The sequence below is a fragment of the Rhodococcus aetherivorans genome, from assembly GCF_025722975.1.
Lineage (GTDB): Bacteria > Actinomycetota > Actinomycetes > Mycobacteriales > Mycobacteriaceae > Rhodococcus > Rhodococcus aetherivorans.
Genome location: NZ_CP106982.1, coordinates 5,504,355 through 5,525,632 on the forward strand (window position 1 = coordinate 5,504,355; position 21,278 = coordinate 5,525,632).

Annotated in this window: 25 protein-coding genes; 16 read left to right on the forward strand and 9 right to left on the reverse strand. The window is 69.4% G+C overall.

The features are described from left to right. Window positions 1–31: 31 nt before the first annotated feature. The 9 genes from fadD3 to OCS65_RS25235 all read left to right on the forward strand — a co-directional run bounded on the left by fadD3 (window position 32) and on the right by OCS65_RS25235 (window position 8,763). Complete coding sequence (gene fadD3, locus OCS65_RS25195; RefSeq protein WP_029540963.1) at window positions 32–1,579, forward strand: 3-[(3aS,4S,7aS)-7a-methyl-1,5-dioxo-octahydro-1H-inden-4-yl]propanoyl:CoA ligase; 1,548 nt, start codon at window positions 32–34, stop codon at window positions 1,577–1,579. Next, window positions 1,576–2,475 (forward strand): enoyl-CoA hydratase, encoded by a 900-nt coding sequence (locus OCS65_RS25200; RefSeq protein ID WP_006937776.1) that lies wholly within the window; start codon window positions 1,576–1,578, stop codon window positions 2,473–2,475. Before fadD3 ends, OCS65_RS25200 begins: the two co-directional genes overlap by 4 nt. After that, window positions 2,475–3,635 (forward strand): acyl-CoA dehydrogenase family protein, encoded by a 1,161-nt coding sequence (locus tag OCS65_RS25205; protein ID WP_263507985.1) that lies wholly within the window; start codon window positions 2,475–2,477, stop codon window positions 3,633–3,635. Before OCS65_RS25200 ends, OCS65_RS25205 begins: the two co-directional genes overlap by 1 nt. Further along, entirely contained in the window at window positions 3,632–4,597 is a 966-nt protein-coding gene (locus tag OCS65_RS25210) for an acyl-CoA dehydrogenase family protein (RefSeq protein ID WP_006937774.1), read from the forward strand. Before OCS65_RS25205 ends, OCS65_RS25210 begins: the two co-directional genes overlap by 4 nt. Beyond that, entirely contained in the window at window positions 4,594–5,643 is a 1,050-nt protein-coding gene (locus tag OCS65_RS25215) for an acyl-CoA dehydrogenase family protein (RefSeq protein WP_263507987.1), read from the forward strand. Before OCS65_RS25210 ends, OCS65_RS25215 begins: the two co-directional genes overlap by 4 nt. A gap of 102 nt (window positions 5,644–5,745) precedes the next feature. Beyond that, window positions 5,746–6,621, forward strand: coding sequence for an aldo/keto reductase (locus OCS65_RS25220; RefSeq protein WP_029540948.1), 876 nt, complete (start codon window positions 5,746–5,748; stop codon window positions 6,619–6,621). A 183-nt stretch (window positions 6,622–6,804) separates the two neighbouring features. Then, window positions 6,805–7,521, forward strand: a complete 717-nt coding sequence (locus tag OCS65_RS25225) for an acetoacetate decarboxylase family protein (protein WP_037200473.1) — start codon at window positions 6,805–6,807, stop codon at window positions 7,519–7,521. Between the two features lie 76 nt (window positions 7,522–7,597). Then, on the forward strand, window positions 7,598–8,257 hold the full coding sequence (locus tag OCS65_RS25230) for a PRC-barrel domain-containing protein (RefSeq protein ID WP_029540942.1): 660 nt from the start codon (window positions 7,598–7,600) through the stop codon (window positions 8,255–8,257). After that, the gene (locus OCS65_RS25235) at window positions 8,254–8,763 is read left to right on the forward strand and encodes a DUF4190 domain-containing protein (protein ID WP_029540940.1); all 510 of its coding nucleotides are present in this window, start codon (window positions 8,254–8,256) and stop codon (window positions 8,761–8,763) included. Before OCS65_RS25230 ends, OCS65_RS25235 begins: the two co-directional genes overlap by 4 nt. 25 nt (window positions 8,764–8,788) lie before the next feature. Here OCS65_RS25235 and hsaB read toward each other — a convergent pair whose 3' ends face one another. Genes hsaB through hsaA form a run of 4 tightly spaced genes read right to left on the reverse strand, consistent with a single transcriptional unit; the run spans window position 8,789 to window position 12,362 of the window. After that, the gene (hsaB, locus tag OCS65_RS25240; RefSeq protein ID WP_029540935.1) at window positions 8,789–9,364 is read right to left on the reverse strand and encodes a 3-hydroxy-9,10-secoandrosta-1,3,5(10)-triene-9,17-dione monooxygenase reductase subunit; all 576 of its coding nucleotides are present in this window, start codon (window positions 9,362–9,364) and stop codon (window positions 8,789–8,791) included. Continuing rightward, window positions 9,361–10,263 carry an iron-dependent extradiol dioxygenase HsaC gene (gene hsaC / locus OCS65_RS25245; protein ID WP_006937760.1) on the reverse strand — a complete coding sequence of 301 codons (903 nt, stop codon included), beginning with the start codon at window positions 10,261–10,263 and terminating at the stop codon, window positions 9,361–9,363. Before hsaC ends, hsaB begins: the two co-directional genes overlap by 4 nt. A gap of 1 nt (window position 10,264) precedes the next feature. After that, window positions 10,265–11,176 carry a 4,5:9,10-diseco-3-hydroxy-5,9,17-trioxoandrosta-1(10),2-diene-4-oate hydrolase gene (hsaD, locus tag OCS65_RS25250; RefSeq protein WP_050034566.1) on the reverse strand — a complete coding sequence of 304 codons (912 nt, stop codon included), beginning with the start codon at window positions 11,174–11,176 and terminating at the stop codon, window positions 10,265–10,267. Window positions 11,177–11,186: 10 nt separating this feature from the next. Beyond that, the gene (hsaA, locus tag OCS65_RS25255) at window positions 11,187–12,362 is read right to left on the reverse strand and encodes a 3-hydroxy-9,10-secoandrosta-1,3,5(10)-triene-9,17-dione monooxygenase oxygenase subunit (protein ID WP_006937755.1); all 1,176 of its coding nucleotides are present in this window, start codon (window positions 12,360–12,362) and stop codon (window positions 11,187–11,189) included. Between the two features lie 191 nt (window positions 12,363–12,553). On the opposite strand from hsaA, the gene OCS65_RS25260 reads away from it, so the two are divergent. Further along, the gene (locus OCS65_RS25260) at window positions 12,554–13,702 is read left to right on the forward strand and encodes a 3-ketosteroid-9-alpha-monooxygenase, oxygenase component (protein ID WP_029540927.1); all 1,149 of its coding nucleotides are present in this window, start codon (window positions 12,554–12,556) and stop codon (window positions 13,700–13,702) included. Window positions 13,703–13,704: 2 nt separating this feature from the next. Continuing rightward, window positions 13,705–14,043, forward strand: coding sequence for a hypothetical protein (locus OCS65_RS25265; protein ID WP_006937751.1), 339 nt, complete (start codon window positions 13,705–13,707; stop codon window positions 14,041–14,043). On the opposite strand, the gene OCS65_RS25270 is transcribed toward OCS65_RS25265, so the two are convergent. From OCS65_RS25270 to OCS65_RS25280, 3 genes are read right to left on the reverse strand one after another with little or no spacing between them, the layout of a single operon-like run. Continuing rightward, window positions 14,027–14,149, reverse strand: coding sequence for a hypothetical protein (locus OCS65_RS25270; protein WP_006937749.1), 123 nt, complete (start codon window positions 14,147–14,149; stop codon window positions 14,027–14,029). The two genes, OCS65_RS25265 and OCS65_RS25270, sit on opposite strands and share 17 nt — an antisense overlap. Window positions 14,150–14,161: 12 nt before the next feature. Continuing rightward, window positions 14,162–14,464 carry an MGMT family protein gene (locus OCS65_RS25275; RefSeq protein WP_263507992.1) on the reverse strand — a complete coding sequence of 101 codons (303 nt, stop codon included), beginning with the start codon at window positions 14,462–14,464 and terminating at the stop codon, window positions 14,162–14,164. Window positions 14,465–14,479: 15 nt separating this feature from the next. Further along, window positions 14,480–14,689: a hypervirulence associated TUDOR domain-containing protein gene (locus tag OCS65_RS25280; RefSeq protein ID WP_006937741.1), complete on the reverse strand. Its 210-nt coding sequence runs from the start codon at window positions 14,687–14,689 to the stop codon at window positions 14,480–14,482. Between the two features lie 57 nt (window positions 14,690–14,746). Between OCS65_RS25280 and OCS65_RS25285 the strand changes: the two genes are divergently transcribed. From OCS65_RS25285 to OCS65_RS25300, 3 genes are all read left to right on the forward strand, one after another. After that, on the forward strand, window positions 14,747–14,881 hold the full coding sequence (locus OCS65_RS25285) for a hypothetical protein (protein WP_006937738.1): 135 nt from the start codon (window positions 14,747–14,749) through the stop codon (window positions 14,879–14,881). A gap of 32 nt (window positions 14,882–14,913) precedes the next feature. Next, window positions 14,914–15,120: a zinc-ribbon domain-containing protein gene (locus OCS65_RS25290; RefSeq protein ID WP_037200466.1), complete on the forward strand. Its 207-nt coding sequence runs from the start codon at window positions 14,914–14,916 to the stop codon at window positions 15,118–15,120. A gap of 833 nt (window positions 15,121–15,953) precedes the next feature. After that, on the forward strand, window positions 15,954–16,598 hold the full coding sequence (locus OCS65_RS25300; RefSeq protein ID WP_263507997.1) for a dihydrofolate reductase family protein: 645 nt from the start codon (window positions 15,954–15,956) through the stop codon (window positions 16,596–16,598). 137 nt (window positions 16,599–16,735) lie between these two features. Here the strand turns inward: OCS65_RS25300 and OCS65_RS25305 are convergent, their stop codons facing one another. Then, window positions 16,736–18,244 carry a protein adenylyltransferase SelO gene (locus tag OCS65_RS25305; RefSeq protein WP_168579057.1) on the reverse strand — a complete coding sequence of 503 codons (1,509 nt, stop codon included), beginning with the start codon at window positions 18,242–18,244 and terminating at the stop codon, window positions 16,736–16,738. Window positions 18,245–18,610: 366 nt separating this feature from the next. Next, complete coding sequence (locus OCS65_RS25310) at window positions 18,611–19,012, reverse strand: DUF6223 family protein (protein ID WP_050034562.1); 402 nt, start codon at window positions 19,010–19,012, stop codon at window positions 18,611–18,613. Between the two features lie 230 nt (window positions 19,013–19,242). Between OCS65_RS25310 and OCS65_RS25315 the strand changes: the two genes are divergently transcribed. Both OCS65_RS25315 and OCS65_RS25320 read left to right on the forward strand, forming a co-directional pair. Continuing rightward, on the forward strand, window positions 19,243–20,493 hold the full coding sequence (locus tag OCS65_RS25315; protein ID WP_231772023.1) for a sensor histidine kinase: 1,251 nt from the start codon (window positions 19,243–19,245) through the stop codon (window positions 20,491–20,493). Next, window positions 20,490–21,182 carry a response regulator gene (locus OCS65_RS25320; protein WP_185713888.1) on the forward strand — a complete coding sequence of 231 codons (693 nt, stop codon included), beginning with the start codon at window positions 20,490–20,492 and terminating at the stop codon, window positions 21,180–21,182. The genes OCS65_RS25315 and OCS65_RS25320 overlap by 4 nt, the downstream gene beginning before the upstream one ends. Window positions 21,183–21,278 lie beyond the last annotated feature (96 nt).

Sequence of the window (21,278 nt, forward strand, 5' to 3'; positions counted from 1 at the left end):
CCTACCAAGCACTTGCTAGGTAGGGAGCTCCGTGACCGCACAACCGAGAACCACACCGGCGGCCCTCGAACGCGCCGCATCGGCGCACGCCGACCGGACCGCGATCGTCGACGGCGACGTGCAACCGACGTTCGCACAACTGCGCGACCACGTCCGCGAATTCGCCGCCGCCCTCGTCGCCCACGGCGTCGGGCCCGGCGCACGCGTCGCGATCTGGTCGCCCAACACGCACCACTGGATCGTCGCCGCGCTCGGGATCCACTGGGCCGGCGGCATCGTCGTCCCCGTCAACACCCGATACACCGGCGACGAGGCGCACGACATCCTCGACCGGATCGACGCCGGCGCCCTCGTCGTTGCCGGGGACTTCCTCGGCACCGACCGGTACGCGGCCCTGCGCGCCGCGGCGCCGGAACTGCACCTTCCCACCGTCGTGCGGGTCCCGCTGGGTGGGACCGATGCCCCCGCCGACGGCGTGGTGGACTGGGACGAGTTCCTGGCCTCGGCGACGGAGGACGCGCGCGCCGAAGCCGACGCCCGCGCGCGGGCCGTCTCCCCCGACGACGTCTCCGACATCCTGTTCACCTCCGGCACCACCGGGCGCAGCAAGGGTGTGCTCAGCGCCCACCGGCAGCTGATCGGGGTCGCCCGGGCGTGGGCGGACTGCGCCGAACTCACGCCGGACGACAACTATCTCGTCATCAACCCGTTCTTCCACAGCTTCGGATACAAGGCCGGTTTCGTCGCGGCGCTGCTCGCGGGCAGCACCGTCGTGCCGATGGCGGTGTTCGACGTCGAGAAGGTGATGGCCACCGTCGCCGACCGGCGGATCAGCGTGCTGCCCGGGGCGCCGACGATCTACCAGAGCATCCTCGACCACCCCCGCCGCGACGAATTCGACATGTCGTCCCTGCGGATCGCGGTCACCGGGGCCGCACCCGTGCCCGTCGCGCTCGTCGAACGCATGCAGAACGAACTGAGCTTCGACGCGGTGCTCACCGCGTACGGGCAGACCGAGGCCGTGGTCGCGACGATGTGCCGCACCGACGACGATCCCGTCACCGTCTCCACCTCCTCCGGCCGCGCCACCGCCGGCTTCGAGGTCCGCATCGGCGACAAGGGCGAGATCCTGCTGCGGGGCCCCAACGTGATGCTCGGCTACCTCGACGACCCGGAGGCCACCGCCAAGACGATCGACGCCGACGGCTGGCTGCACACCGGCGACGTGGGCACCCTCGACGAACGCGGCTACCTCGACATCACCGACCGGCTCAAGGACATGTACATCAGCGGCGGGTTCAACGTCTATCCCGCCGAGATCGAGGCGGCGCTGATGCGCCTGCCCGGCGTGCACGAGGTCGCGGTCATCGGTGTGCCCGACGAGCGCATGGGCGAGGTCGGCCGCGCGTACGTCGTCGCCCTCGAGGGCAGCGGCCTGACCGAGGAGGCCGTGATCGCGTTCTGCAAGGAGAAGCTGGCCAACTTCAAGGTGCCCCGCTCGGTCCGCTTCACCGGGCACCTGCCCCGCAACCCGTCCGGCAAGGTTCTGAAAAACATTCTGCGTGAGGAGAAGTCATGACCGTCCCCTACGAACCCGACGTCGTCACCTACGAGGTGCGCGACGGCGTCGCGATCGTCACCCTCAACCGGCCGGACTACCGCAACGCGCAGAACTCGGTGATGACCTACGCCCTCGACGCCGCGTTCGAACGGGCCGTCGAGGACGACGAGGTGAAGGTGATCGTGCTCGCCGGCAACGGCAAGCACTTCTCCGCCGGCCACGACCTGGGGACCCCCGGGCGTGATCACCACGTGCACTACGACAACAAGGCCGTCATGTGGTGGGACCACGTCGACAAGCCCGGCGGCGACCAGCGCTACGCCCGCGAGATGGAGGTGTACCTGAGCATGTGCCGCCGCTGGCGGGAGATCCCCAAGCCGACGATCGCGATGGTGCAGGGCGCGTGCATCGCCGGCGGCCTCATGCTCGCCTGGGTGTGCGACCTGATCGTCGCGTCGGAGGATGCGTTCTTCTCCGATCCCGTGGTGCGCATGGGCATTCCCGGAGTGGAGTACTTCGCCCACCCGTGGGTCCTCGGCACCCGCTTCGCCAAGGAGATCCTCTACACCGGCGACCGCTTCGGCGCCCAGCGCGCATACGAGGTCGGCATGGTCAACCGCGTCGTGCCGCGCGAGAAGCTCGAGGAGGAGACCCTCGCCCTGGCCGCGCGTATCGCCGAAATGCCGCGGTTCGGCCTGGCCCTGACCAAGCGCGCCGTCAACCAGTGCGAGGACCAGATGGGCATGCGGAACGGCATGGACTCGGTGTTCGGCCTGCACCACTTCGCCCACGCCCACAACGCCGAGGTCGGCACCGACTCCCTCGGCGGCATGAACGCCAAGTCGATGGCGGCGAGCGCCCGCCCCTCCCCCGCGAGCAACGCGGGCCCCACGGCCCAGGACGGAGCGAAGTAGTGGATCTCGAGTTCGACGACGCAACCCTCGCCTTCCGCGACGAGGTCCGCGCGTTCCTCGCCGAGCACGTCCCGCAGACCCCACTGAAGTCGATGGACACCGCGGAGGGCTTCGAAGAGCACCGGCGGTGGGAACGCACCCTCGCCGACGCCCGGCTGTCCGTGGTGTCCTGGCCCGAGGAACTCGGCGGCCGCGACGCCTCGCTGCTGCAGTGGGTGGTGTTCGAGGAGGAGTACTACCGCGCCGGGGCACCCGGACGCGTCAGCCAGAACGGCATCTTCCTGCTCGCCCCCACCCTGTTCGAGCACGCCCACCCCGACCAGCTCGCCCGCATCATGCCCCGCATGGCGCGCGCCGACGACATCTGGGCACAGGCCTGGTCCGAACCCGAGTCCGGCAGCGACCTCGCGTCGCTGCGCTCGACGGCCACCCGCGTCGACGGCGGCTGGCTGCTCAACGGGCAGAAGACGTGGAGCTCCCGGGCGTCCTTCGCGGACATGGGCTTCGGCCTGTTCCGCTCCGACCCGGAAGCGCAGCGGCACAAGGGCATCACGTACTTCATGTTCGACCTGCGCGCGGAGGGCGTCACCGTCCGGCCCATCGACCAGCTCGACGGCGAGCCCGGCTTCGCCGAGATCTTCCTCGAGGACGTGTTCGTGCCCGACGACCCCGCCGACCCCGGCGCGTCCGGGGTCATCGGCGGCGTGAACGAGGGCTGGCGGGTCGCGATGAGCACCGCCTCCAACGAGCGCGGCCTGTCGCTGCGCTCCCCCGGGCGGTTCCTCGCCACCGCCGACCGGCTGCTGCAGCTGTACAAGTCGTCGGATCTGCACGGCGACGCGGCCCTGCGCAACCGCGTCGCCGACACCTGGATCGGCGCGCGCGCCTACGAGTTGTCCACCTGGGGCACGGTCACGCGATTGCAGGACAGCGGGCAGCTCGGCGCGGAGTCGTCCATCAACAAGGTGTTCTGGTCGGAGTGGGACATCGCCGCCCACGAGACGGCGCTCGATCTGCAGGGCGCCGCCGCCGAGCTGGTCGACGGCTGGACGGACGGCTACCTGTTCTCGCTGTCCGGCCCGATCTACGCCGGCACCAACGAAATCCAGAAGAACGTCATCGCCGAGCGCCTGCTCGGCCTCCCGAAGGGCGACCGATGAGATTCGCGCTCGACTCCTCCCACGAGGACTTCGCGTCCAGTATCGATGCGCTGCTCGCCAAGTCCGACATGCCGGCCGTGATCCGCGCGTGGAGCGCCGGCGACACCGGCCCCGGTCTGAAGGTGTGGCAGCGTCTCGCCGAGATCGGGCTCGGCGGCCTGCTCGTCGGCGAGGACCACGACGGCGTGGGTGCCGACGCGGTCGACCTCGTCGTCGCCGTCGAACAACTCGGCCGCCACGCCGTGCCGGGCCCGGTCGTCGACACCGTCGCCGTCGCCCCGGTGCTGCTCGCGGCCGCGGCGCCGGACCGGTTGCCGGCCCTGACCTCCGGCGCGCTCGCGACAGTCGCCGCCGCTCCGGACGTGCCGTTCGCGGTCGACGCCGACATCGCCGACCTGGTGCTGCACGTCGACGGCTCAGCCGTGTCCGTCGGCACCCCCGGGCAGCCGCGCGAGTCCGTCGACCCGGCCCGCCGGCTGTTCCCCGTCTCGGCGGGAGAGTCGTTGGGTGAAGCCGACTTCGGCGCCGCGTTCGACCTCGGCGCGCTCGCCACCGCGGCGCAGCTGCAGGGGCTCGGCCGGACGCTGCTCGAGCGCACCACCGAGTACGCGCAGCAGCGCCGGCAGTTCGGCCGGGCCATCGGCTCCTTCCAGGCCGTCAAGCACCACCTCGCCGAGGTGGCCGTCGCGCTGGAGATGGCCCGGCCGCTGCTGCACGGCGCGGCGCTGTCGGTGCGCGACGGGCTGCCGCAGGCGTCGCGGGACGTCTCTGCCGCCAAGGTCGCATGCGGCGACGCCGCCTACCGTGCGGCCCGGACCGCGCTGCAGGTGCACGGCGCCATCGGCTACACCCGGGAACACGATCTGTCGCTGTGGCTGACGAAGGTCCGCGCCCTCGTCACCGCATGGGGCACGCCCGACGTGCACCGGGCGCGGATCGTCGACGCGCTGGAGGCGTCGTGACGTTCGAAACCGAGGACCGCGCCGCGCTGCGCGAGTCGGTGCGCAACCTGCTCGCCAAGCACTCCGACTCGTCGGCGGTGCGCAAGGCGATCACCGCGCCCGAGGGCTACGACGCCGGCCTGTGGGAGCGGATGGTCGAGCAGATCGGGGTGGCGGCGCTCGCCGTGCCCGAGGACTACGACGGCGTGGGCGCCTCGCTCGCCGAGACCCACGTCGTGCTCGAGGAACTCGGCCGGACACTGACGCCGTCACCGATGCTCGGCTCGGCGGTGCTCGCGGCGCAGGCGCTGCTGCTGTCCGGCGACACCGAAGCATGCGCGCGGCTGCTGCCGGGCATCGCCGCCGGGGAGATCGCGGCCGTGTGCTGGGCCTCGGCGGCGGGCTGGTCGTCGCCGGGGGTGACCGCGACCGGCGACCGGCTCGACGGCACCGCGCACTACGTGCTCGGCGGAGACGTCGCGAGCACCCTGCTGGTGCTCGCGCGCGACGGGGACGCCGTCGCCCTGTTCGAGGTGGATCCGCACGCGACCGGCGTGACCCGGCGCCGGGTGCCGACGATGGACCCGACCCGCAGCCTCGCGCAGGTGCGGTTCGACGGGGTGACCGGACGGCCGCTCGCGAGCCCGGCGGATCTCGTGGACCGGTTGCGCACCGTCGCGCTGATCGCGCTGTCGGCCGAGCAGGTCGGTGCGGCACAGGCCGCGCTGGATCTGACCGTGGAGTACACAAAGAACCGCAAGCAGTTCGGCCGCGTCATCGGGTCCTTCCAGGCGCTCAAGCACCGCATGGCCGACATGTACGCGCTGGTGGAGACCGCGCGCTCGATGTCGTACGCGGCGGCGCTGTCGCAGGATACGCAGGACGCGTATGCGGCGAAGGTGTACTGCTCGGAGGCGTTCGAGCAGGTGGCCGCGGAGACGATCCAGTTGCACGGGGGCATCGCCATCACGTGGGAACACGACGCGCAGCTGTACTTCAAGCGCGCCCACGGCACCGCCCAGCTGTTCGGGCAGCCGCGCGAGTTCCTGGCCGCGATCGGAATGTGACGCCCGCGTGCCCGAGCGAATGAACCATCGCGTCGGCCTGATCGAGTGAGGGGTACATTCGCTCGGGCCGCGGGGCGATCCGGCAGTCGTTAGCCTGGGACGATGAGCACTCCCGTGATCACGCTGAATTCCGGAACCACCATCCCGCAGCTCGGCCTGGGAGTCTGGCAGGCCACCAACGAGCAGACCGAACACGCCGTGCGCTTCGCCCTCGACGAGGCCGGCTACCGGCACATCGACACCGCCGCCGCGTACGGGAACGAGGAGGGCGTCGGGCGCGGTATCGCGGCCTCCGCGGTCCCGCGGGAGGACGTCTTCCTCACCACGAAGCTGTGGAATGCCGACCAGGGCTACGACCGGGCACTGCAGGCGTTCGACGAGAGCCTCCGCCGCCTGGGCACGGACTACGTCGACCTGTACCTGATCCACTGGCCGTTGCAGGACAACGACCGGTTGCTGCGCACCTGGGACGCACTCGAGAAGATCGCCGGGTCCGGCCGGGCAAAGGCGATCGGCGTGTGCAACTTCGAGCCGCACCACCTGCAGCTGCTCGTCGATCGCGGCGGCATGCTGCCCGCCGTGGACCAGGTGGAGCTGCACCCGCACCTGCCCCAGCAGGAGATCCGCGCCTTCGCGGCCGACCACGGTATCGCCGTCGAATCGTGGAGCCCGCTGGGCGGTACCAGCAATTCCGGGTGGGGGCGCGATTCCAAGCCGAACACGCTGCTGATCGATCCGATCATCACGCGCATCGCGGACCGGCACAGCAAGTCCGCGGCCCAGGTGCTGATCCGCTGGCACCTGCAGAACGGCCTGATCGTGATTCCGAAGTCGGTCCACGACGCGCGGATCGCGCAGAACTTCGACGTGTTCGACTTCGAACTCGACGACCTCGACCTGAGCGAGATCGCGACCCTCGACGACGGCACGCGCGTCGGCATGCACCCGGACGAGATGAACATCGGCGCGCCGGACTGACGGACGATCCCCGCACGGGCAGCCGCGCCCCTCGGCACGCGGCTGCCCGTTTCCGGGCGTATTCGCCGATCACCTTGCGCTTCCAGGACGCAGCACGAATAGTAGAACACGTTCTCATTCAGGACCCGGCCGGTCGCGGGTTCGCGATCGGTTCGCGCAGAGGGGCAGGACGTGACGACACACATGATCTCGGGCACCCCGATCGAGATGCCGGTGCGGATTCGGACCGCGACGGCATTCATGGCGATGTACTCGGTGCCCGCCGCCCCGGCTCGGGCCCTGATCGATCACACGGGACTCGAACTGCTGCACCACCGCCCGGGGCGCGGTATCTGCATCCTGGTGTTCGTGGACTACGTCGACGGAGATCTCGGACCCTACAACGAGTTCGGCGTGTGCTTCCTCGTTCGTGACCATCGCCGGCGCGGCGGTACCATGCTGCAGGATCTGCGGGAACTCGCCCGCGGCGGCGCCGGTGCCCTGATCCATCAACTGCCCGTCGACGGCGAGTTCACCCTGGCGGCAGGACGGGGAATCTGGGGGTTCCCCAAGATCCTCGCCGACTTCGACGCCGACCACGCCGGCGCCGTCAAGCGCGCGTCGGTGAGCCGGGACGGGCAGCTGATCGCGGAACTGTCGGTGCGCCCGGGCCTCGCGGTTCCCGGGCGTGGTGCCGCCGCCTCCGTCACGGCCTACTCCCATCTGGACGGGATCACCCGGCGCACCGGATGGGCGATGAATCCCGCCGGCGTGCGCAGCCGCGTCGGCGGTGCCACCCTGCGCCTCGGAACCCACCCCATCGCCGGCGAACTGCGCGCGCTGGGGCTGCCCCGGCGCGCGCTGCTCACCTCGTCGATCCCCCGCCTGCAGATGACCTTCGGAGACGCCGAACCGATCTGATCCGGCCTTCGGGTTTCGGCGCCCGTCGCAGCGGGCACCCACCGACTCGAAGACACAATCGATCGGTGAGGTCACCATGATCAACAACAGCGACATCGATGCACTTGTCGGCGCCACCGTCTACGGACCCGGCGGCGACAAGCTCGGCAAGGTCGGCGAGGTCTACCTCGACAACCGCACCGGGAACCCTGCTTGGATCACCGTCGTCACCGGCCTGTTCGGCACCCGTCGGCATTTCGTGCCGATCGACGTCGCCGAGCTGGACGGCAAGGACGTCCGTCTGCCGTTCGACAAGGACACGGTGACCGGCGCCCCGAACATCGACGAGGACGGCCGTCTCACCCCCGAGGAGGAGACGCAGCTCTACCGCTACTACGACAGGGCGGATACCGACACCGACACCGGTCGTGCACCGGACGTCGACCGGACGCCCGACGCCGATCGGCTGCGCGACACCGACCGGACGCCGGACACCGACCGGACATCCGACGCCGATCGGCTGCGGGACACCGACCGGACGCCGGAGTCCCATCGGACGCCGCAGGGAGGCGCGCCGGGTGTGTCCACCTCGGCTCCGCCGTCGGCCACACCGTCGCATCCCGGTGGCACCGGTGACACAACGCAACACGGCGCCCCCTCGCCCGGCCCGCGACTCCACAAGCGGGTCGTGACCACCGAGTACTACGTCGACGAGGGCGCCCCCGGCCAGCACCCCGACCAGGAGGACCGACGATGATCGAACGTGAGCCCGCCGGTGCCAGTGCCGCCGGCCGAGACCCCGTTCCCGGCCGCGACCCCGTTCCCGGCCGCGAGCGCGTGGTCACGGACGACCGGGTGACGGACCGCACCACCACCGCCGCCGCTCCCTTCGAGGAGCGGGTGACGACGAAGCCGGCCAAGACGAGTGTGGCCGCCGCCCTCGCACTCGCTGTCGGCACCGCCGCCCTGGTGTGCGTGCTCTCGCTCGTCCTCTCCCCCGTGGGCCTGGTGCTGTCCCTCGTCGGGCTCGTGCTCGGCATCGTGGGCCTTCGCGCGGCACGTCGCCTCGGCGTGACCGGGCGCGGCGTCGCCATCGCGGGCATCGTGCTCAGCATCGTCTCGCTCGTGCTGTCGATCGCCTACGTGGCGGGTGTGGTGACGGTGCTCAACAACGACCGCATGGTGGAGCAGCTCGAACAGCAACTCGACCGGGTCCGCGACCAGCTGCCCGACAGCATCCAGGTGCCCCAGCCCGGCGAGTAACCGTCCGGCCGGCCGTGCCGGCCCCCTAGAGCCAGGTGTCCTCCGAGGTACTGGTGAGAAACGCCTCGAGGTCGTCGCGCCAGGGGGCCGGCACGGTCTTGTCCGGCTCGATGCCGGTGTACTGGCCGCGATAGAACAACAGCGGCCGCTCCTTCTCGTCGCGCACCTCGCTGAGCGAGGACACCCGTCCGAACACCACCCAGTGGTCGCCGCCGTCGTGCACGGTCTCGACGGTGCAGTCGATGTGCGCCAGGGATCCGGTCAGGACGGGCGAGCCGAGCGGTGACGGGCTCCACTCGACGCCGGCGAACTTGTCCGGCTCCCGGGACCCGAACCGGGCGCACGTGTCCTGCTGCTCCTCCGCGAGCACGTTGACGCAGAAGCGCCCGGATCGTTCGATCGCGGACCACGACCGCGACGTCCTCGTCGGGCAGAACAAAACCAGCGGCGGCTCCAGCGACAGCGCCGCGAACGACTGGCAGGCGAATCCCACCGGCTCGCCCGCGTCGACGGTGGTGATGATCGTGACCCCCGTGCAGAACTGGCCCAGCACGTTCCGGAAGACCCGGGGGTCGATCCCACCGTCGTCGGGGGTGGTCACGGCTGCATCCCCACGCTGAAGTCGTGACCCCACAGGCTGACCGCTGTGGACTCCCGGGCGATCCACTCCTCGTCCTTGACCTGCCTTCCCTCGCAGCCGAATTCGACGTCGAAGCCACCCGGGGTCTTCATGTAGAACGAGAGCATGAGGTCGTTGACGTGCCGGCCCAGCGTCGCCGACATCTTCACCTTCCGGCGCAGCGCCCGGTCCAGGCACAGCCCGACGTCGTCGGCGTTCTCCACCTCGATCATCAGGTGCACGATGCCACTCGGCGTGGGCATCGGCAGGAACGCCAGGCTGTGGTGCCGTGGGTTGCACCCGAAGAAGCGGAGCCAGGCCGGTTTCCCGTCGGCCGGGCGGCCCACCATCTGTGGCGGCATGCGCATCGAGTCCCGCAGCCGGAAGCCGAGGACGTCGCGGTAGAAGTGCAGGGCCTCCTCGTCGTCGCGGGTGGACAGGACGACGTGCCCGAGTCCCTGCTCGCCGGTGACGAACCGATGCCCGTACGGGCTGACCACGCGGCGGTGCTCGAGCGCCACCCCATGGAACGCCTCGAGGGTGTTGCCGGACGGGTCCTGGAACACGATCAGCTCGTCCACACGACGGTCGGCGAGCTGCTCGGCCGTGCCCTCCTTGAACGGGACCCCGGCGGCCGCGAGGTTGTCGCGCACCTCCTGCAGCTCAGCGGCGTTCGCCGTCTCCCAGCCCGCGACCAGCAGCCGGTCGCTCTCGTGCGGCTCGATGATCAGCCGGGCCGGGAAGTCGTCCATCCGCAGGTACAGGGCGTCCGGGTGGACACCCTTGCCCTCCACCATGCCGAGCACCTTCAGCCCGTACTCGCGCCAGGCGTCCATGTCGGTGGCGCCGATGCGCAGATACGCGAGGGATCGGATACCCATGTCAGACACTCCCGTCGCTTCGCTCGCCCCGACCGCTCCGGTCGGTCAGGAAATCGATTGTCAGGCGGTTGAACTCGTCGAACTTCTCGAGCTGGGCCCAGTGCCCGCAGCCGCCGAAGACGTGCAGCTGGGCGCGGGGGATGAGCTTGAGCGCGACGAGTGCCCCGTCGAGCGGATTGACCCGGTCCTCCCGGCCCCAGATCAACAGCACCCGCTGCCGCAGCTTGTACGCGTCGCGCCAGAGCATCCCCAGCTCGAAGTCCGTTCCGGAGAACGACTTTCCCATCGCGCGCGCAGCGGCGAGCGACTCCGGGGTGCTCGCGGCGGCGAAGCGTTCCTCGACCAGCTCCTCGGTGATCAGCGACTGGTCGTACACCATCACCCGGAGGAACGCCTCGAGCTTCTCCCTGGTCGGGCCCTCCGGCGGCGCCGCGAACCGGCCGAGGTGCTTCACGCCCTCGGTAGGGTCGGGCGCGAAGAGATTGACGCTCAATCCCCCCGGCCCCATCAACACGAGCCGTCCGGCCCGGTCCGGGAAGTCCAGTGCGAACCGCACCGCGGCACCGCCGCCGAGCGAGTTGCCGAGCAGGTGCACGCGCCCGTCGACGCCGAGGTGGTCGAGCAGGTCCTTCAGCGCGGTGGCGCTGTGCACGAAGTACTGCGGATGCTCGGTGGGCTTGTCGGACTTGCCGTAACCGGGCTGGTCGACACAGATGACGTGGAAGCGCTCGGCCAGCACGGGGATGTTGCGGGCGAAGTTGGACCAGCCGGAGGCGCCCGGACCGCCGCCGTGCAGCAACACGATCGTGGTGTCGTGTCCGACCCCCGCCTCGTGGTAGTGCAGCCGCAGGTCGTGGCGCACCTGAGCGAACCGGGACGTCGACTCGTAGGTGATCTCTTCCGTCGCAGTCAATTCGGTCTCCCTACACCATCGTGTCGGTGATCGGCAGACCGAACTCGCCGGCGCCGAACATCACATAGGCGCGCTCGGCGTCGTTGGCGGCATGGACACGCCCGGCGTGGGCGTCGCGCCAGAACCGTTGGATCGGCGTGCCGTTGGCGAGGGCGGTGGCACCGGAGTTCTCGAACAGCAGGTCGATGGACGCGATGGCGCGGCCGGTGGCGCGGACCTGGTCGCGACGGGCGCGCAGCCGCAGTTCCATCGGGACCTCCTCGCCGGCGACGAGGTGCGCGTACTCGTCGGCGACGTTTCCGGACAGCTGGCGCCACGCGGCGTCGATGTCGCTCGAGGCCTCGGCGATCCGCACCTTCGAGAACGGATCGTCCTTGGACTTCTCCCCCGCGTAGGCGGCGCGCACGCGCTTGCCCTGATGCTCGACGTGGGCCCGGTAGGCGCCGTAGGCCATGCCGACGATCGGCGTGGAGATCGTGGTGGGATGGATGGTGCCCCAAGGCATCTTGTAGACCGGCGCGGTGTTGCGCTCGAGGCCGGGGGCGGTGAGGTTGCTCATCGCCTTGAAGCTGAGGAAGCGGTGCCGGGGCACGAACACGTCCTCGACCACGATCGTGTTCGACCCGGTGCCGCGCAGGCCGACCACGTTCCAGACGTCGTCGATCCCGTAGTCCGCGCGCGGGATCAGGAAGCTGCCGAAATCGACGGGGCGGCCGTCCTTGAGGACCGGGCCACCGACGACGACCCACGTGGCATGGTCGCACCCGGAGGACCAGGCCCACGCGCCGTTGACCCGGTAGCCGCCGTCCACGACCTCGCCGGCGCCCATCGGGGCGTAGGAGGAGGAGATGCGCACGTCGGTGTCCTCGGCCCATACGTCCTCCTGGGCCTGCTGCGAGAACAGGGCCAGGTGCCAGTTGTGGACACCGATGATCCCGGACACCCATCCGGTGGAGCCGCACGCGCTCGCGATGTTGCGGACAGCCGTGTAGAACAGCACCGGGTCGGCCTCGTAGCCGCCCCACTGCTTCGGCTGGAGCAGCCGGAAGAACCCCGTCTCCTGCAGCGCCTTGATCGAGTCGTCGGGGATGCGGCGAAGATCCTCGGTCTCCTGTGCACGTTCCCGCAGGGCGGGCAGCAGCGCGTCGATCCGCTGCAGTACCTCGTGGCTCTCGTGGTCGCCCACTGGACGCTCCCGTCTGTTCCGGAAATGATCGCTTGCTTCGAGACTAGAACACGTTCCCATTCATGTCGAGACCGCGGAATCACCGCACGTCGGCGTGTTTTCTGTGGGACGAAAGTCCCGGATCGCTTCCGGATCGCCGCAATATTCTATAACGTGTTCTACTAGATGAACCGAAGGGAAGTGAGGGGACAATGGCACAGATTCGCGAGATCGACGTCGGAGAGGTCCGCACGCGTTTCGCGCGGGGTTGGCACTGCCTCGGGCTCGCCAGGACGTTCAAGGACGGCAAGCCGCACGCCGTCGAGGCCTTCGGCACGAAGCTCGTGGTCTGGGCCGACAGCCAGGGCGACCCGAAGGTCCTCGACGCCTACTGCCGGCACATGGGCGGCGACCTGTCGCAGGGCGAGATCAAGGGCGACTCCGTCGCCTGCCCCTTCCACGACTGGCGGTGGGGCGGCAACGGCAAGTGCACCGGCATTCCCTACGCCCGTCGCGTGCCGCCGCTCGCCCGCACCCGCTCCTGGCTGACGATGGAGAAGAACGGGCAGCTGTTCGTATGGAACGACCCCGAGGGCAACCCCCCGCCGCCGGAGGTCACGATCCCCGACATCGAGCAGTACGGGTCGGGCGAGTGGACCGACTGGACGTGGAACTCGATCCTCATCGAGGGCGCCAACTGCCGGGAGATCATCGACAACGTCGTGGATATGGCGCACTTCTACTACATCCACTACGCGTTCCCGACCTACTTCAAGAACGTCTTCGAAGGGCACGTCGCCGCGCAGTACCTCAACACCCGCGGCCGGCCCGACAAGGGCATGTCCACCCAGTACGGCATGGAGTCGCTGCTGAAGTCGTTCGCGGCGTACTACGGTCCCTCCTACATGATCAATCCGATGACCAACAGCTACGGCGGCTACGAGGTCGAGTCGGTGCTGATCAACTGCCACTACCCCGTGACCCACGACTCGTTCGTGCTGCAATACGGCATCATCGTCAAGAAGCCGACCGGGATGTCCGACGAGATGTCGGCCAAGCTCGCCGCGAAGTTCACCGAGGGCATCGGCGAGGGCTTCCTGCAGGACGTCGAGATCTGGAAGAACAAGACCAAGATCGACAACCCGCTGCTGTGCGAGGAGGACGGCCCGGTCTATCAGCTGCGACGCTGGTACGAGCAGTTCTACGTCGACGTCGCCGACGTCACCGAGAAGATGACGCAGCGCTTCGAATACGAGGTGGACACCACCAAGGCCAACGAGGCGTGGCAGGCGGAGGTCGCCGAGAACCTCGCGCGGCAGAAGGCCGAGCAGGAACAGGGCAAGCAGGAAGCGGAGGTCTGACGATGGATCCCTCGACCCGGGCGCGCCGGTGGGCGAAGGCCCCGGACTTCGCCGGCCAGCCCGCGCGGGTCGAGGCGGTCCGCGCGCAGACCGCCATCGACAAGATCAACTACCTGGATTCGGGCCTGCACGAGGTGCGGTGCCGCGAGTGCGGCACCTGCGTGCTGGTGCGCAAGAACAGCTTCGACCACACGAGCGTGCAGTGGTGCGAGAACCCCGCGTCGGTGTGCCCGAACTTCCGGGACGACGCGACCCCGGGCGCCCTGCGAGACGGCTGCCCGCAACTGCGCGCAAGCATCGAGCAGGCGGTGCTCGACGGCCGGATCACCGTGCCGGACTGACGTCGCCGCGCCGCGGAGCGGCGAGTTGTTCGAGCGAATCGAGCACCGGCGCCGTCGCCGACACCCGATAGACGTGCCGCACCCGGTGCTCCTCGAGCTGACCCACCGTCAGGGATCGTCAGTCCATCCATCCTTGCCGAGCGCGTTGCATGTCAACCCGCTTCCCGGCCACGGGGGTGCCCTCTTCGAGCAGGAGTGCCGGTGCACGACCGCCGTGACACGAGGCGGTTGTTCCGTCGGCGTAGACGACTCGCCACCAGGGAACGTTGTCGTCCAGCAGGCTCATCGCTCGGCCCACCTGCCGTGGACCCGCCCCGATTCTCGTGCCGATATCGCCATAGGAGGCAACCGAGCCCGGAGGGATGGCAGCGACTGCCTCCCGGACCGCGTCGATGATGCTCGTCTCGTCTCGAGTGACCATCGGGATTCCGGCCCCCTAAAGCTTCTTCAGCGCATCGCCTTTGTGCATCGCGATGTGCTCGGTCTTGTCGCTCTTGATCTCGTATTGAGGGTCACTCTCACTGCAACGCCGTGTGCGCCCCTTGAACTCCACGTCCTTCGTGTGCTTCCTGATGATGACGCCCTCGACGTATCCGGCTTCGGAGTTCCACCGGACATGGTCGCCGACGGAGAAGTCAGTCGTCATAGCCCTTCCTCCACTCGATGTTCGTCCTCGTGAGGCTACCCGGCTCACGGCTTCTGTATGCCGGCGGAAGAGGCGACAGCAGATCGCCGGCAGGCGGGGTTGGCTGGCGAGTCGGTCTTCGGGCAACTGGTGCCGATCGATATCGTCGGCTGTGGTCATCGCGTGGTCTCCCTCGAGACCGTTGCCACCTGACGACCGTCTACTCAGCATCGCTCTATGCTGGCGTGGTGTTCCTTCTATTCGGATACGGCACCAAGCGGCAACACCTCGGCTCCGGGCAGACCCGAACGTGCCCGCGCTGCCACAACACCACACAGTGGGCACGGATCCGGGAATTCAGCCAGTTCACGTTGTTCTTCGTTCCGGTCGCGCGATGGAAGCGCCGGCAGCTGGAGGAATGTGGCATCTGCGGCACCGCCGTCGAAGTCTGAGCGCCTTCATCGTCGACGCGCCACCGACGGAGCGTGCGTCGGCGCACTCAGCCGACACAGGGATCGACGAATGGACTCGAGCACCGGAGTTGTTCCAACAGCTACAGCACCATGCGCTGTCACACGAAAATCGTTGCGCAACAGAGCCTTTTACAATCCGGTCGAAACACTTCGTCACGGGCACTGCCTCCCGGGCGCGCGACCGTTTCCACGACCCCACCCCCATCGACCACCAGACCGGCTACCAGGCCCGAGATGATAGAACCGATTCTCTTGGGGCACAGGGTGATCCTGTCGACTGCCATCCATCGGGTGGCGAGCAGCGCAGCGGCACGTTCGCCGAGGCACCGCAGAAGGCGGCCTCTGGTGGGCCGGCCAAGTCCAAGCCTGATCCACGGCATCGGCAGCTGCGAGACAGCGGTCGGGTCGATCCTCACCGAAGCTCACCACATCATCACTCGCACACTGCTCGGTCACGTCAAGAGCTGAAACTGTCCAGCGCCCTTCTCCGACACCACCCGGTCGGGAAACCATACCCCTGGGGCACTGCCCCCAACGGTGCCCGCGCGACGCCGCCGACCGCACCGGCGGCCGTTCTCCGGCACGACCTGCGCGACCCCACCCCGATCGAGGCGAGTGAGGAGATGTGCACCGCCCGCCGAGCCCGGACTGCCGGGTAACGCACGGACGCCCACCGCAGAACCGGTGGCGACCGATGCACCGCGAGGCCGGTCGAGGAGGACGAAGTTCGATGCCGTCACAGCGATGAGTCCGCCGACGCCCGCAGGTCTACCTTTGCAACCGAGACACATCACTTCACCGGGAGCCGAGCCATGGGCCTGATCGACATCGAACTGTTCACCACCCTCGACCTCGTCGGACAGGCACCCGGCGGCCCCGACGAAGACCCGGAAGGGTTCCCGTTCGGCGGCTGGCAGGCACCCCTGCTCGACGAGGTCACCGGCGCGCAGATCGGGGCCGCCTACGAAGGCACCGACGCCCTGCTGCTCGGCCGCCGGACCTACGACATCTTCGCCGCCTACTGGCCGTACCAGGACGGCGGCGAGGACCACGAGATCGCCACGCTCTTCAACAGCGTCCCCAAGTACGTGGCCTCCCGCGGCCGGCCCGACCTCTCCTGGGCCGGATCCACGCAACTCGGCCCGGATCTGGCCGGCGCGGTGCGCGAAATCCGGGACCGGCACGAGCACGTCAAGGTCGTCGGGAGCCTGAACCTGGTCCAGACCCTGCTGCGCGAGAAACTCTTCGACCGGCTCGACCTCTGGGTGCACCCGATCGTGCTCGGCGTCGGGAAGAAGGTGTTCGACGCCGGCGCGGTGCCCACCAACCTCACCCTCCTCGCACCGCCGGTCGCCGGCCCGACGGGCACCGTGTACCTGCGCTACGGGCTCACCCAAGGCATACCCGGCACCGGGGACATGAGCGCCCCCGACCGCGGCGCCGGGCGGGACGGCTGAACCCGCCCCGCACCAGCTGGGTCCGTGTCCTCGGGGGTGCCTCCGCCAGGTCTGCCGACGTCGTTCCCGGCGGCGCAGCACCGGCGAGGGAGTCCCCGACACGAACACAGCAGTGCCCAGCGGCGGGTATTCGGGCGTTATGTGCCGCAGAAGGTTCGGAAGGTTGCACTGAACGACGATGGGGCGGGTGTGGTGTAGTCGGACCACTCGTCACGGCGGTCGAACGGATGCGTGACGACCTCGAGCAGCTTCTCGAAAGCAGCGAGCTCACCGTCGGCCGCGGCACGCAGAGCCGCATCGAGCTGATGATTGCGCGGGATGTACAGCGGGTTCACGCCGTCCATCGCGTCCGCGGTCTGCGCTGTCCCACGCCCCTGTGTGCTCAGGGCGCCGCGCCAGCGATCCACCCACGGCCCGATGTGCTCGCGCGGGACGAGGGCGTGCAGCGGCGCCGAATGCCCACGGAGTTCGTCCGCGAGTGCCCGGAAGCTGCCCGTCCAGTCGGCGCCGTGTTCGGCCATCAACCTCAGCAGGTCGTCGACCAGCGCTCGATCGAGGAGCGGGCCGGCCACCCCGAGCTTGGCCGCCATCCCGGCGGCGTAGTGGCCCTCGTAACGCGCGTCGAAGGTATCGAGGACTGCCGACACCGCGGCAATCGCGTCATCCGGCGTCGAATCGAGCAGCGGCAGCAGCGTTTCCGCCAAGCGCGCCAGATTCCACTTCAGGACAGCGGGCTGATTGCCGAACGCATAACGGCCGCCGTGATCGATCGAACTGAACACCGCCGCCGGATCGAACGCATCGAGGAAGGCGCACGGACCGAAGTCGATGGTCTCCCCCGAAATGGTCGTGTTGTCGGTGTTCATCACCCCGTGCACGAACCCGGTGAGCATCCACTGCGCCACCAGTGCTGCCTGCGCCTCGACCACCGCCTCGAAGAATGCCAGGTAGCGACTGCCCTCACCCGTCGCCGGCAGCTCGGTCAACTCCGGGTAGTGGCGGGTGATCGCGTAGTCGGCGAGCCGCTGCAGGACTCCCTCCTGTCGGGCCGCGAATTCGAAGGTGCCCACCCGCAGGTGACTGGCCGCGACCCGGGCGAGCACGGCACCGGGCTCGGCGCCGCCTCGGCGAACGCGGCGGCCCGTCGCGACCACCGCCAGCGCACGCGTCGTGGGAATACCGAGGGCATACATGGCCTCGCTGACCAGGTATTCGCGCAGCATCGGGCCGAGGACCGCGAAGCCGTCACCGCCCCGAGAAAACGGCGTGGGCCCCGAGCCCTTCAGGTGCAGATCCACTCGCCGACCGTCACTGCCCACCACTTCGCCGAGCAGCAACGCCCGGCCGTCCCCGAGCAGGGGTGCGTACCCGCCGAACTGATGTCCCGCATACGCCATCGCGACCGGCGTGGCCCCAGCCGGCGCCGTCGATCCGGACAGCACCCCGATCCCGACCTCGCTCCGCAGCACCTCCACGTCCCATCGCAGCGACACCGCGAGCTGCTCGTTGAGCACCAGCAACGTCGGGTCGGGGGCATGAGCGCCCTGCCACGGCACCGCCAGGGCGGCCAACTCGTCGGCAAAGGTGCTCTCGAGGCGCGCCACCGCCGAGTTCGTGCCTACCGTGGACTCCGGGAATGCCGCCATCAGTCGAGGGTAACCATCGCACCACCTGGCCCGCCGCTCACGACCGAGAACGCACCCGGCCACCAGCTCACGGTGCTCGACGTCACCGCACCGCGAGCCCATACTCCCCGTCACCGGCAGGGCTCGTCCTGCTCGTCACCGCAGCCACCCCGACGCGGGCCGCGCCGGCTCGACAAGGCCCACCGCGTCGGCAGCGGGCGCCCAGGTGGGCGCAGGCTCAGGCGCGCTCGATTCGTCACGTGCCACCGTCTGCGACCAGGGGAACGCCGGGCCCGGCGGCGGCCGTGGCGGCGGACAGCTGCGCCGGGCCGAGCCGGCGCCAGGCCCCGCGCAGCACTCGGTGGCGGTGTACGGAGCGGGCGGGGGTCACGACGCGGGCACCGGCCTGGAATCGTGACCGGATCGGCTGGTGCGACGAGAGCGGGCCAGAGCCAGCCCACCGAGGACCGTGCCGATCAGCCCGAGCGCCACGGCGAGGACGGCGCCGGCGAGCCCGTTGCCGGTGCCGAGTCCACCGGCGGAGTTGACCCCGTGCACCCCGCCGGCGATGACGCTGATCGGTCCCAGCACCAGGGCCACGATCGTCCGAGCTCGTCCGGTGCCGGTGCGGCGGGATCGGGCCAGGGCCAGCCCACCGGCGACGGCGCTGATCAGCCCCAGCACGGCTGCCGCGGTGGGCACGGTTCGCCCGACGCCGAGCTCGTAACCGGCAGCGACAACGGAGACGTGCGTGATCGACGGTGCGGCAAGCAAATCGAGGACAGGCATTGCGGATCCTTTCGGTCGAACGACGGGTTCCGGCCGCGCTCATGGAGGCCTCCGTCGTTGAGCGGACGCATACGATCGTCGCGTCTCGGCAACGGGGTGTCCTCGGACAGCGGGCGGCAGCGGATACGAAGTTCGACGTAGGTGGCTCGCGCGCAACCACGCTTCTCGACGTAGGCGGCCGCGCAGTTCGCGGGAGTTGTTTTCCCCACCCGGAACCATATGATCGCGCCATGCCGGATCGCGTCACGTTGTTCCGCCCGCCCGCCTGGGCGCAGGATGTGCTGCTGGCGGTATTCATCACTGTCATGCAGGTCCAGGGCACCGTCGTCCGCAACAGCGGGGAGCCCGAAGCAGTGCTGCGCCCCCTGTCCGACCTCGGGAACCTCGGCTACCTGCTGTTGATCGCCGGTGGCGCGGTCCTGGTCCTGCGCCGCCGCTGGCCAGTCGCAGTGTTCGCCGTGACCGCGCTCGCCAGCATGGTGTACTACACCCTCGACTTCCCGGACGGCCCCGGATGGCTGGGCCTGTTCGTGGCCCTCTACACCCTCACCGCCCGCGGCGACGGACGTCGCTCGCTGGTGATGGCCGTTGTGGGCATCGCAGCACTGGCCGCGGTCTGGCTGATCGCCGCGACCGACATCGAACCCCCAGCCGCCGTCGGCTGGGTGTACTTCCGGATAGGCGCCGCGGGCATGAGTGCCGCCCTCGGGGAGAGCGTCCGCTCGAGGAGAGTCATCGCGGAAGAAGCACTCGAGCGCGCCGAATTGGCCGAACGCTCTCGTGAGGACGAAGCACGCGCCCGGGTCGACGAGGAACGGCTCCGGATCGCGCGCGAGGTCCACGACACCGTCGCGCACGCCATCGCCATCATCAACGTCCAAGCCGGCGTCACCGCACACGTGCTGGACAAGCGACCGGAACAAGCACGCCAGACGCTCGAGGCCATCGAGCAGACCAGTTCCCGGGCCCTGCAGGAGATGCGGGCCATCCTCGGGGTCCTTCGCGACGACCACGACGGCCGCCTCCCACCCCCAGGGCTCGGGCAGGTCGACGAACTCACCGCCAGGGCACGCGAAGCCGGGCTCGACGTCGAGTTGGAGACGACATCACCCCCACCGCCCGTACCCAGCGCGGTAGGCAGCGCCGTGTACCGGATCCTGCAGGAGTCGATCACCAATGTGATTCGCCATGTCGGACCGACCAGGGTCGCGGTCGCCCTGAACTACGGCCCCGACGTCGTGGAAGTCCGCGTGACGAACGACGGCCCGCGTGCGGATGGGGACACCGACAAAGCAGCCAGAGGCGCCGACCGTGCGGACGCCGGGTTCGCCGGCACGGACACACGCGGCCACGGGATCGTGGGGATGCGCGAGCGTTGTCAGCTCTTGGGCGGCGACTTCGACGCCGGCCCGCTCCCGGGCGGCGGCTTTGCCGTCACCGCCCGGCTGCCCTTGGCCCCGGCCGCATCGGTGACGGTATGAACCCGGTGACAGGCGCATCCGGCCGCGACACTCCGATCAAGGTCCTACTCGTGGACGACGAGCATCTGGTGCGGTCCGGCTTCAAGATCCTCCTCGAGGTCGAGGACGGCATCACGGTGGTCGGGGAAGCCGCAACCGGCGCCGAAGCCGTGGAGCAAGCCCGGGCCCTGCGCCCGGATGTCGTGCTCATGGATATCCGTATGCCGAAGATGGACGGCATCGAGGCCACCCGGCAGATCGCCACCACCAACGGGCTCCAATACGTACGCATCCTCATCCTGACGACCTACGACACCGACGCCTACGTCTTCGAAGGCCTCCAGGCCGGTGCCAGCGGCTTCCTGCTCAAAGACGCGGGTCCGGCCGAGCTCCTGCACGGCATCCGCGTGGTCGCCGCCGGAGAAGCTCTGCTCGCACCGCGCATCACGCGCCGCCTCATCGCCCAGTTCACCACCCAGCGCACAGCCGACAAGGCCGCCGATCGTCGGCTCGAGGTCCTCACCGACCGGGAACGCGAGGTCCTGACGCTGGTAGGTATGGGCATGAGCAACAACGAGATCGGCGCCGAACTCTGCCTCAGCCCGGCCACCGCCCGCACCCACGTCAGCCATGCCATGGTGAAACTCGGTGCTCGCGACCGCGCGCAACTGGTCGTCATCGCCTACCGAACGGGACTTGTGAAGCCGTAGGCGATCGGCCTGTCGACCCCGCGATCCGAATCTTCTCTGCTCGACGATCTCTCAGACGAGAGGGGTGTCTGTGCCGGCGACCGCCCGAGCACTCCG

Bases quoted from the DNA above. Each gene is read 5' to 3' on its own strand.
- OCS65_RS25230 (WP_029540942.1), top strand. From the start codon at position 7,598: ATGATCAACAACAGCGACATCGATGCACTTGTCGGCGCCACCGTCTAC.
- OCS65_RS25315 (WP_231772023.1), top strand. From the start codon at position 19,243: ATGCCGGATCGCGTCACGTTGTTCCGCCCGCCCGCCTGGGCGCAGGAT.
- OCS65_RS25220 (WP_029540948.1), top strand. From the start codon at position 5,746: ATGAGCACTCCCGTGATCACGCTGAATTCCGGAACCACCATCCCGCAG.
- OCS65_RS25200 (WP_006937776.1), top strand. From the start codon at position 1,576: ATGACCGTCCCCTACGAACCCGACGTCGTCACCTACGAGGTGCGCGAC.
- OCS65_RS25260 (WP_029540927.1), top strand. From the start codon at position 12,554: ATGGCACAGATTCGCGAGATCGACGTCGGAGAGGTCCGCACGCGTTTC.
- hsaC (WP_006937760.1), bottom strand. From the start codon at position 10,263: ATGGGTATCCGATCCCTCGCGTATCTGCGCATCGGCGCCACCGACATG.
- OCS65_RS25235 (WP_029540940.1), top strand. From the start codon at position 8,254: ATGATCGAACGTGAGCCCGCCGGTGCCAGTGCCGCCGGCCGAGACCCC.
- OCS65_RS25275 (WP_263507992.1), bottom strand. From the start codon at position 14,464: ATGGTCACTCGAGACGAGACGAGCATCATCGACGCGGTCCGGGAGGCA.
- OCS65_RS25300 (WP_263507997.1), top strand. From the start codon at position 15,954: ATGGGCCTGATCGACATCGAACTGTTCACCACCCTCGACCTCGTCGGA.
- OCS65_RS25210 (WP_006937774.1), top strand. From the start codon at position 3,632: ATGAGATTCGCGCTCGACTCCTCCCACGAGGACTTCGCGTCCAGTATC.
- OCS65_RS25280 (WP_006937741.1), bottom strand. From the start codon at position 14,689: ATGACGACTGACTTCTCCGTCGGCGACCATGTCCGGTGGAACTCCGAA.
- OCS65_RS25265 (WP_006937751.1), top strand. From the start codon at position 13,705: ATGGATCCCTCGACCCGGGCGCGCCGGTGGGCGAAGGCCCCGGACTTC.
- OCS65_RS25310 (WP_050034562.1), bottom strand. From the start codon at position 19,012: ATGCCTGTCCTCGATTTGCTTGCCGCACCGTCGATCACGCACGTCTCC.
- OCS65_RS25320 (WP_185713888.1), top strand. From the start codon at position 20,490: ATGAACCCGGTGACAGGCGCATCCGGCCGCGACACTCCGATCAAGGTC.
- OCS65_RS25285 (WP_006937738.1), top strand. From the start codon at position 14,747: ATGCCGGCGGAAGAGGCGACAGCAGATCGCCGGCAGGCGGGGTTGGCT.
- OCS65_RS25305 (WP_168579057.1), bottom strand. From the start codon at position 18,244: ATGGCGGCATTCCCGGAGTCCACGGTAGGCACGAACTCGGCGGTGGCG.
- OCS65_RS25225 (WP_037200473.1), top strand. From the start codon at position 6,805: ATGATCTCGGGCACCCCGATCGAGATGCCGGTGCGGATTCGGACCGCG.